At 66.6% G+C, this 9,303-nt stretch carries 9 protein-coding genes; 4 read left to right on the top strand and 5 right to left on the bottom strand.

Going from position 1 to position 9,303, the window contains the following annotated elements; genetic code table 11:
* From D580_RS15745 to D580_RS0114650, 3 genes are all read right to left on the bottom strand, one after another.
* On the bottom strand, positions 1-875 hold an 875-nt coding region (locus tag D580_RS15745), incomplete at its 3' end, for a class I SAM-dependent methyltransferase (RefSeq protein ID WP_026290024.1).
* A gap of 288 nt (positions 876-1,163) precedes the next feature.
* Positions 1,164-2,168 carry a biotin synthase BioB gene (gene bioB, locus D580_RS0114655; RefSeq protein WP_018955113.1) on the bottom strand — a complete coding sequence of 335 codons (1,005 nt, stop codon included), beginning with the start codon at positions 2,166-2,168 and terminating at the stop codon, positions 1,164-1,166.
* Between the two features lie 14 nt (positions 2,169-2,182).
* Positions 2,183-2,569, bottom strand: a complete 387-nt coding sequence (locus D580_RS0114650) for a hypothetical protein (protein ID WP_018955112.1) — start codon at positions 2,567-2,569, stop codon at positions 2,183-2,185.
* A 59-nt stretch (positions 2,570-2,628) separates the two neighbouring features.
* On the opposite strand from D580_RS0114650, the gene D580_RS0114645 reads away from it, so the two are divergent.
* A complete protein-coding gene (locus D580_RS0114645; protein ID WP_018955111.1) occupies positions 2,629-3,342 on the top strand; it encodes a ComF family protein in 714 nt (237 codons plus the stop codon).
* Positions 3,343-3,440: 98 nt separating this feature from the next.
* On the opposite strand, the gene ubiA is transcribed toward D580_RS0114645, so the two are convergent.
* Positions 3,441-4,310: a 4-hydroxybenzoate octaprenyltransferase gene (ubiA, locus tag D580_RS0114640; protein ID WP_018955110.1), complete on the bottom strand. Its 870-nt coding sequence runs from the start codon at positions 4,308-4,310 to the stop codon at positions 3,441-3,443.
* Positions 4,311-4,377: 67 nt separating this feature from the next.
* On the opposite strand from ubiA, the gene gorA reads away from it, so the two are divergent.
* The 3 genes from gorA (at position 4,378) to D580_RS0114625 (ending at position 8,621) form a co-directional block, all read left to right on the top strand.
* Entirely contained in the window at positions 4,378-5,724 is a 1,347-nt protein-coding gene (gene gorA, locus D580_RS0114635) for a glutathione-disulfide reductase (protein WP_018955109.1), read from the top strand.
* Positions 5,725-5,805: 81 nt separating this feature from the next.
* Positions 5,806-6,327, top strand: a complete 522-nt coding sequence (locus tag D580_RS0114630; protein WP_018955108.1) for a gamma carbonic anhydrase family protein — start codon at positions 5,806-5,808, stop codon at positions 6,325-6,327.
* Positions 6,328-6,443: 116 nt separating this feature from the next.
* Positions 6,444-8,621, top strand: a complete 2,178-nt coding sequence (locus tag D580_RS0114625; protein WP_018955107.1) for an ATP-binding protein — start codon at positions 6,444-6,446, stop codon at positions 8,619-8,621.
* A gap of 8 nt (positions 8,622-8,629) precedes the next feature.
* Here the strand turns inward: D580_RS0114625 and D580_RS0114620 are convergent, their stop codons facing one another.
* On the bottom strand, positions 8,630-9,196 hold the full coding sequence (locus D580_RS0114620; protein WP_018955106.1) for an isochorismatase family protein: 567 nt from the start codon (positions 9,194-9,196) through the stop codon (positions 8,630-8,632).
* Between the last annotated feature and the right edge of the window lie 107 nt (positions 9,197-9,303).

Here is a 9,303-nt window from a genome sequence, read left to right as displayed (position 1 = left end):
GGATCACCCCAGCGGGCGGCGAGGCCTGCGGCAAGATCGGCCAGCGGGTCCTGGCCCGTGGCCTCCCGGCAACGGGCCACGGCGGACCAGGTGCCTAGCCCGCATGTCTCACCACCGTTCGTAGCGAGGGCGTCGAGATGCCGCTGTGACGGGGCGCGCGGAGCGCAAGACGGCGCCGGCGTAGCCGACACTACGTCAAGCCGGCTGAAGTGAGCACGCCCCGTCACAGCGAGCAGATCGGCGGCCGCAGTAGAACGGTGGTGAGATATGCGGGCTTGGTAGCCCAGCAGTTGCGGCAGGTTCCAGTGGCGGTGCATGGCGAAATCCGGAGTCTCCAGGGGTTCGAAGGGCAGTGCCAGGTCCCGGTAGCCGTTGAGCACGTGACGGCGCTCCGGCGGCCACCAGGGACCCAGGGTCTCGTCGTGCAAGGCGCGCAGCAGTGCATCCAGTTCTGGCACGCCGGTCTCCAGGCGTCCGTAGCTCCAGGCGGCCAGCAGGCCGCCGGGGGACAGCACCCGGCGCAGCTCCCGGTGAAACGGCTCCCCATTGAACCAGTGCAGGGCCTGGGCCACCGTGACCAGGGCCACGCTCCCGTCATCGGCGGGGCACTCGGTGTCCGGGGCGACCCGGTAGTCCACGCCCGGCAGCGCCTCGGCGGCGCGGATCTGCGCCTCGGAGGCATCGGTGGCGAGCACGCGCCGGAAATGCGCCGCCAGGCCCCGGGCCGCCTGCCCGGTGCCGGTGGCGCAGTCCCAGGCGAGTGCCTGGTGGGGGGCGCGGCTGGCAAGCCAGGCGTACAGTGCCGGCGGATAACCGGGCCGGTGGCGACCGTAGTCCACGGCGACGGGGGCGAAGTGATCGGTGAACGAGGTCATAACGTCGGCCATCCCGCAGGCGCGGCGACCCCGCCGCGAACAGCGATGTCAGGTCTGGCCACCGTGGTTCGGCCCGGGGTCGGGCCTCCTACCGGGCTTGTGTTCGTCCTTCGTGTGCCGGAGCACGTGCCCACGCGCGTGGATAAGCCAAGCAAGACCATAGGAGCGGCGACATCGCCGCGAACAGCAATGTCAGGTCTGGCCACCAAGGTTCGGCCCGGGGTCGGGCCTCCTACGGTGGCTGTGTTCATCCTTCGTGAGCCGGATGAGGCGCAAGCCGAATCCGGCTCAGGCCGCGTGGATGTCCACGCCACCGCAGGTCTCGCAGGAGGCCCCTTCGTCGCTGTGTTCCAGGGGATGGATGCCCAGGCGCTCGAACAGCGCGCGGTCGTGGTTCTCGCCGGGGTTGGGGGTGGTGAGCAGCTTGTCGCCGTAGAAGATGGAGTTGGCGCCGGCGAAAAAGCACAGGGCCTGGAGTTCGTCGTGCATGTCCGTGCGGCCCGCGGACAGGCGCACGTAGGAGGCGGGCATGAGGATGCGCGCCGTGGCGATGGTGCGCACGAACTCGAAGGGGTCCAGGGCCTCGGTGCCGGCCAGGGGCGTGCCTTCCACCTGCACCAGGTTGTTGATGGGCACCGACTCCGGGTGTCTGGGCAGGTTGGCCAGCTGCTGCAGCAGGCGGGCCCGGTCGCGGCGGGACTCGCCCATGCCCAGGATGCCGCCGGAGCAGACGTTGATGCCCGCCTCGCGCACGTGGGCCAGGGTCTCCAGGCGATCCTGGTAGGTGCGGGTCGTGATCACCTGGCCGTAGAACTCCGGCGAGGTATCCAGGTTGTGGTTGTAGTAGTCGAGACCCGCGTCCTTGAGGCGCCTGGCCTGGGTGTCGGTGAGCATGCCCAAGGTCATGCAGGTCTCCAGGCCCAGCTGCTTGACCCCCTCCACCATCTCGATGACCCGCTCCAGGTTCCGGTCCGTGGGGTTGCGCCAGGCGGCGCCCATGCAGAAACGGCTGGCACCGTGGGACCTGGCGTTGCGCGCCGCCTCCAGCACCTCCTCCAGGGGCAGCAGGCGTTCGCGCTCCAGCTCCACCTCGTGGTGGGCGCTCTGGGGACAGTAGCCGCAGTCCTCGGGGCAAGCCCCGGTCTTGATGGACAGCAGGGTGCTCACCTGCACGGCGTTGGGGTCGAAGTGGGCCCGGTGCACGGTGTGGGCGGCGAACAAGAGGTCATTGAAGGGCCGACCCATCAGTTCCAGGATCTCGTCCACCTGCCAGTCGTGGCGGGTCTCGCTCATGGGACTCGCGGGGCTCATGGGGTCTGCTCCTCGGGGATGGCGACGTCCTGCCAGTTCTCCCGGTTGATGCGAATGATGTCGTAGATGGACCAGGGGATGATCACCGCGGCGGTGAGGGCCCAGTACACCAGGAAGTAGCTCAGCTTGGGCGGGAAGAAGGTACCCACCACGATCAGCGCGCCGATGACGCCATAGAAACGGTAGGCCGCCTGCTGGGTGTAGTGACCCACCCGCTCGTTGGGGTGATGCCGGTTCATGGCGTACAGGAACATGGAGGCGCCAAACCAGAAGATGATCAGCGGGAAGGGCACCAGCACGGCCACGATGTTGCCGTAATTGAACAGCTTGGCGGCCGAGCGTGCGGACTTGGCCGTGACGACGCGGGGTTCGGACTTCGACATCGATGCTCTCGGTGGGGCAGAATCTTGCGGAAGGGACAATTCAATATACAGGAAGGCTTATGGAGGATACAGGGAAGGTATCCGCGGGCGGCCTGCTCGGCGCCCTGCTGCGCTGGCTCTATCCGCCGGTGTGCCTGCTGTGCCGGGCGCCGGGCGAGGGCGATCTCGACCTCTGCCCCGGCTGCCGGGGTGATCTGCCCTGGTTCGGCCACGGCTGCCCCGCCTGCGCCCGCCCCCTGCCACCCGGCGCCGGCCCCCTCTGCGGCGCCTGCCTGAAACGGCCGCCGACCTTCGACGCCACCCACGCCCTGTTCCACTACGCCGCCCCCGTGGACCGGCTGATCACCGGCCTGAAGTACCGGGGCCGCCTGTCCCACGCCCGCCTGCTGGGCGAACTCTGGGCGACCCACGCCCCCGTGACGGACCCGCCCGACCTGCTCCTGCCCGTGCCCCTGCATCCCGAGCGCTTGCGCGAGCGGGGCTTCAACCAGTCCCTGGAACTGGCCCGCCCCCTGTCCCGGCGACTGGGCATCCCCCTGCAGCCCGGCCTGATGAAACGCGTGCGCCCCACCCGGGCCCAGCAGGGACTCAAGGGCAAGGAGCGGCGCAGCAACGTACGCGCTGCCTTCGAGACCGCTGCGGGCACGGTGCCCGCCCACGTGGCGATCATCGACGACGTGATGACCACCGGCTCCACGGTGGGGGAGATCGCCAGGCAGCTGAAACGGGCGGGGGCGGAGCGGGTGGAGGTTTGGGTGTTGGCCCGCGCTTGAGCGCGGGCCAGCACCCAAACGAAGTGAGAAGTGGGAATTCAAGTGCGAAGTGTGAATTGGGAAGTTGGAAAAAGGCCTTACTTCTCACTTCTCACTTCTCACTTCAAAAGGTAGTGCAGGAAGATGCCCGCAAACACCGCCGCCCCGAACCAGTGGTTGTTGAGAAAGGCCTGAAAACAGGCCCTGGGTTCCCGCTGCACGATCAGGTATTGCTGGTAGAGGGCCAGTCCCGCGGCCACGGCCAGGCCCAGCCAGTACCAGAGACCCAGGCCCGCCTCCCGGCCCACCAGCCACAGGCTCCAGATCACCAGCAGCTGCAGGATGCCGGTGATCATGCGGTCCGCCTCGCCGAACAGGATGGCGCTGGATTTCACGCCGAGCTTCAGATCCTCCTCCCGGTCCGCCATGGCGTAGAAGGTGTCGTAGACCACGGTCCAGAGCAGGGCGGCGATGAAGATCAGCCAGGCGATGGGCGGCGGGAACTCGCCGGTCTGGGCAGCGAAGGCCATGGGCACGGCCCAGGCGAAGGCGGCGCCCAGGTGCACCTGGGGCAGGTGGTGGAAGCGCTTCATGAAGGGGTAGCTGGCGGCGAGCGCCACCGCGACCAGGGACAGCAGGATCGTGAGCCGGTTGAGAAACAGCACCAGCACGAAGGCCACCAGGCAAAGCACCGCGAACACCGCCAGGGCCTCTTTCGGCGAGACCCGGCCGGCGGCGATGGGCCGGTCCCGGGTGCGTGCCACGTGGGGGTCGATGTGCCGGTCCGCGTAGTCGTTGATGGCGCAGCCCGCCGAGCGCATCAGTACCACGCCGGCCACGAAGATGAACAGGATGCCGAGCTGCGGCCAGCCCTCGGCGGCGATCCACAGGGCCCAGAGGGCGGGCCAGAGCAGCAGGTAGATGCCGATGGGTCGGTGCAGGCGCACCAGCAGGGCGTATTGCTTGAGCCGTTCCAGGGCCGGGTGCATGGGCTTTCATCACGGGTGGCAGGGGCCGTAGAGTGTAGCAAACCACCGTTCAACGTAAGGAGTGACCATGTCCGAGCATTTCGATCTGATCGCCATCGGCGGCGGCAGCGGCGGCCTGTCCGTGGCCGAACGCGCCGCCCGCTACGGCGCCCGCTGCGCGGTGGTGGAATCGGGTCGCCTGGGCGGGACCTGCGTCAACGTGGGTTGCGTGCCCAAGAAGGTGATGTGGTACGGCGCCGAGCTGGCCCATGCCCTGCAAGATGCCGCCGATTACGGCTTCGATCTCGAGGTGCGCGGCTTCGACTGGGGCACCCTGGTGCGCAAGCGCGAGGCCTACATCAGCGGCATCAACACCTGGTACCACACCTATCTCGAAGACTCCGAAGTCACCGAGATCCCTGGCCGTGCCCGCTTCGTGGACGCCAACACCCTCGACGTGGACGGGCGCATCATCAGCGCGGATCACATCGTGGTGAGCGTGGGCGGCCGGCCCCTGATCCCGGATGTGCCCGGCGCGGAGCTGGGCATGGACTCGGACGGTTTCTTTGCGCTCGAGGAACGCCCCCAGCGGGTGGCGGTGATCGGCGCCGGCTACATCGCCGTGGAACTGGCCGGGGTGCTCAATGCCCTGGGTTCCCAGGTGAGCCTGTACCTGCGCAAGGAGACCTTCCTGCGCAGCTTCGACGCCCTGCTGCGCGACACCCTCATGGAGCAGATGCTCGCCGACGGGGTGAACGTGCTGCCGCGCACCGCCATCACGGGCCTGAAGAAGACCGAGGGCGGCATCGGCCTGGACTGCGAGCAGGGCGAATGCAGCGGCGAGTTCGACGCGGTGATCTGGGCCATCGGCCGGGTGCCCAACACCGATGATCTCAAGCTTGATGCCGCCGGGGTGATCCAGGACGGCGAGGGCTTCATCCCCGTGGACGGCTTCCAGAACACCAACGTGCCCGGCATCTACGCCATCGGCGATGTGACCGGCGGGCCGGCACTCACGCCGGTGGCCATCGCCGCCGGTCGGCGCCTGGCGGACCGGCTGTTCAACAACCAGCCGGAACGACACCTGAACTACGAGAACATCCCCACCATCGTGTTCAGCCACCCGCCCATCGGCACCGTGGGGCTCACCGAGGACGAGGCCCGGGAGACCCACGGCGAGGCGGTGAAGGTCTACACCACCCGCTTCACCGGCATGTACCACGCCATGACCGAGCGCAAGGTGATGACCGCCATGAAGCTCATCACCGTGGGCGCCAAGGAGAAGGTGGTGGGCGCGCACATCATCGGTCCGGGCGCCGACGAGATGCTGCAGGGCTTCGCCGTGGCCATCCGCATGGGCGCGACCAAGCGGGATCTGGATGACACGGTGGCATTGCATCCGACCAGCGCGGAAGAGCTGGTGACCATGAAGTAGGGCGCTAGAGACAAGTGGCTAGAGGCAAGAGACAAGTTAAACCGGGTTGGGCTGAATGTGATTCGCACGTTTGAAAAATTTGTGCCGGAAATCGATGCCAGCGCTTGGGTGGACGAGACCGCGCTGGTGATCGGTGAGGTGCGCATCGGGGCACAGAGTTCCGTCTGGCCCATGACCGTGGTGCGGGGCGACATCCACCGCATCGAGATCGGCGCGCGCAGCAACATCCAGGACGGCTCGGTGCTGCACGTGACCCACGACAGCCGCTTCAAGCCGGGCGGCCTGCCGCTGGTGGTCGGCGATGACGTGACCGTGGGACACAAGGTGGTGCTGCACGCCTGCACCATCGGCGACCGCTGCCTGATCGGCATGGGCGCCATCGTCATGGACGGCGCGGTGATCGAACCGGGCACCCTGCTGGGCGCCGGCAGCCTGGTCACGCCCAACAAGCACCTGGAAGGCGGTTACCTGTGGCAGGGCAGCCCGGCACGCCGGGTGCGCCCGCTCACCGACCAGGAGCGGGAATACCTGGAATACTCGGCCGGACACTACGTGCGCTTGATGGAACGTCACCGTTCCTCCTCCGCCAGCCCTGACGTTTGAGACAGAACGTCCACCCTATAAACCTTGCTTTTCGTATGGTCTAGGTCTAGGTTCTCTCCTGGAACAATCCACTTATGGATTCCGCCCGTCCACCAGGAGTAGAGGCAAGGCGCTTCGTGGACAACGACAATAACAATCAGAGCGATCCCGGCAAGGTCGCCCGCGCCTTGGGTATCGGATTCGGTATCCTGCTATTCATCATCATCGCGGTGCTGGTGCTCTCCCTCATGCTGCACCGAGCCCATATCTCCACCATCTCCCAGATCGCCCATGTCAATTACGAAAAGGTCGCCCACGTGGAGACCATGCGGGAAGGGATCCGCCAGCGCTGGAACAGCGTGCGGCGCATCATTGACACGGACGACCCGTTCCTGCGCGATGCCGAGATGCTCAACTACTTCGATCAGGCACGCATCTACCGTGAGGCCCGTGAGCAACTCCAGGTCCTGCCCATGGATGCCGCCGAGGCCGCCCTACATGAGCGTCTCAACCGCATGGCCACCGAGTACCAGGCACGATTGGATCTGGTGGTGATCCGGCTTGCAGAAGGCTTGCCCCTTGGGCAGATGCGAGAGGCTTACGAGCTGGGCATCGAGGGACAGGACCGCATCCTGCAAGAGCTCAACACCCTGAGCGAGATGCAGCGGACCGCGGCGGGTCGTGCTGCCGAGCAACTCCAGCGGCAATATCAGCAGCAGTTCGTGATCATGAGCCTGCTCGGACTGCTGCTGGTCATGCTGGCGGTGGGTATCGCTCGCTATGTCTCCGGATATGTCACCCGGCAGAACGCCAGGCTCAACGACGCCATGGCGGTCAAATCCCGCTTCCTGGCCACCATGAGCCACGAGATCCGAACCCCGCTGACCGCCATCACCGGATTTGCCGATCTTCTGCTTGACCCGCGCACCAAAGGACGCCAGCGCGAGGAGGCCATCCGCACCATCCTGCGCAACGGCACCCACCTGCAGCAGGTGGTCAACGAGATCCTGGACTTCTCCAAGCTGGAGGCCAACAAGCTGCTCGTGGAACCCATGGAGATCCGCCCCCTGGAATTGATCGAGGAGGTGGCCTCCGTTTTGCGCATGCAGGCGCGGGAGAAGGGACTGGCACTAGAGCTGGAACACCGGTTTCCCCTGCCCGCCGTGATCCGCACCGACCCGGTAAGGCTCAAGCAGATCCTGTTCAACCTGGGCAACAACGCCGTGAAGTTCACCGAACAGGGTGTCATCCGGATCGTGGTGAGCGCGGATCCGGCCCAACAGCGCATGCGCATCGACGTGATGGACACCGGCATCGGTCTGAACCCGGAACAGCTGGCCCGCCTGTTCAACCCCTTCACCCAGGCGGACGCCAGCATCACCCGGCGTTTTGGCGGCACCGGTCTGGGCCTCTACCTCTCCCGCGAACTGGCGCGCATGCTCGGGGGCGACATCCAGGTCGAAAGCGTGCCGCGTCACGGCTCACGGTTCACTCTACACCTCGACACGGGTCCCATCGCACCTGAGACGATGCTGAACGACTTGCCCAGCCTGGACCCCACGGCGCATACCACCATGCCCTCGACAGATTTCAGCGCCCTCGGCGGGCGCGTCCTGCTCGCCGAGGACGCACCGGACAGCCGCCTGCTGTTTACCACCTACCTGAAGAAGACCGCCGCACAGGTGCACAGCGTGGACAATGGCAAGGCGGCGGTGGAAGAGGCCCTGGCCGGTGATTTCGACCTAGTGTTGATGGACATGCAGATGCCCGTGATGGGGGGCATGGAGGCGGTTGAACGTCTGCGCGAGGCGGGTTTCGAAAAACCTATCGTGATGCTCACCGCCAATGCCTTCCGGGAGGATCGGGAACGCTGTCTGAAGATCGGTTGCACCGGCTTCATCCCCAAGCCGGTTCGGCTCTCGGCCTTCCTGGAGGCCATCGCCCCCTACCTGCCGCTGCATGAACCGGATGTCTCCGGGGACGAGCCCCTGGTGTCGGAACTGGCCGCCGAGGACGAACTTTTCCATCCTGCCATCGAGTGCTTCATCCACGGCCTGCCGCAGATCCGCGAGTCCCTGCGGCGGGCCATGGACAGTCGCGCCTGGCACGAGGTGGCCGAACTGATCCACCGCCTCAAGGGGGCCGGCGGCGGTGTTGGCTACCCGCAGGTCACCGAACTGGCGCAGCACATCGAGGCATTGTTACGCGCAGGCCATCACGACCGAGCCCATGATCAGCTGACGCAGATGGACCGGCTCATCGACCGGATACTCGCAGGCGCCCACCTGAGCCTGTCATCGGCGCGCGCCGGCTGACTGATCGTTCACGCATCCACGATACGGGCGCCCGAGGCCGACATGCGCCGGCGCGCCTCCCTGCCGCCTTCTGCAGTGACCGGCCGCGTGCCGGCGCCGATCAACAGCACATCGAAGCCTTCATCCAGGGCATCGCGCACCGTCGCCGCCACGCACACGTCCTCTGCCAGTCCGCCCACCCAGAGTCGCCGGATCTGACGGCGGCGCAGCTCGGCGGCCAGGCCGGTCTGATCGAAGGCGGAGTTCTGGTCCTGGTCGAAGCGGGTGCCCTTGGTGATCAGGATCGTGTCCTGCGGCAGACGCAGGTCGGGATGGAATCGCGCCCCCTCGCTGTCCTGCAGGCAATGCACCGGCCAGGGGCCACCCTGTTCCTTGAAGCTCGGGTGTCCTGCCGGGTGCCAGTCCCGGGAGGCGTAGACCGGCACACCCCGGTCGACCGCCGCATCGATGTAGCGGTTGAGCACCGGCACCACCTGGTCACCTTCCTCGATGGGCAGGGCGCCGCCGGGGCAGAAATCGATCTGCACGTCCACCAGCAGCAGGGCGTCTCCGGGTTGGAATTCGGGATTGGACATGGCTTTCCCTCAGCGTTAGGCGTTAGGCGTTAGGCGTTAGGCGTTAGGCGTTAGGCGTTAGGCGTTAGGCGTTAGGCGTTAGGCGTTAGGCGTTAGGCGTTAGGCGT

The sequence above is a fragment of the Thioalkalivibrio sulfidiphilus genome (genome assembly GCF_000377945.1).
GTDB classification, from domain to species: Bacteria; Pseudomonadota; Gammaproteobacteria; order Ectothiorhodospirales; family Ectothiorhodospiraceae; genus Thioalkalivibrio_A; species Thioalkalivibrio_A sulfidiphilus_A.
The sequence above is the reverse complement of the archived record's forward strand: the minus strand, read 5'-3'. Positions and strand labels throughout refer to the sequence as shown.

Coding starts and splice junctions, on each gene's coding strand:
- bioB (WP_018955113.1), bottom strand. CDS start 2,168: ATGAGCGAGACCCGCCACGACTGGCAGGTGGACGAGATCCTGGAACTG.
- D580_RS0114650 (WP_018955112.1), bottom strand. CDS start 2,569: ATGTCGAAGTCCGAACCCCGCGTCGTCACGGCCAAGTCCGCACGCTCG.
- D580_RS0114620 (WP_018955106.1), bottom strand. CDS start 9,196: ATGTCCAATCCCGAATTCCAACCCGGAGACGCCCTGCTGCTGGTGGAC.
- D580_RS0114645 (WP_018955111.1), top strand. CDS start 2,629: ATGGAGGATACAGGGAAGGTATCCGCGGGCGGCCTGCTCGGCGCCCTG.
- ubiA (WP_018955110.1), bottom strand. CDS start 4,310: ATGCACCCGGCCCTGGAACGGCTCAAGCAATACGCCCTGCTGGTGCGC.
- gorA (WP_018955109.1), top strand. CDS start 4,378: ATGTCCGAGCATTTCGATCTGATCGCCATCGGCGGCGGCAGCGGCGGC.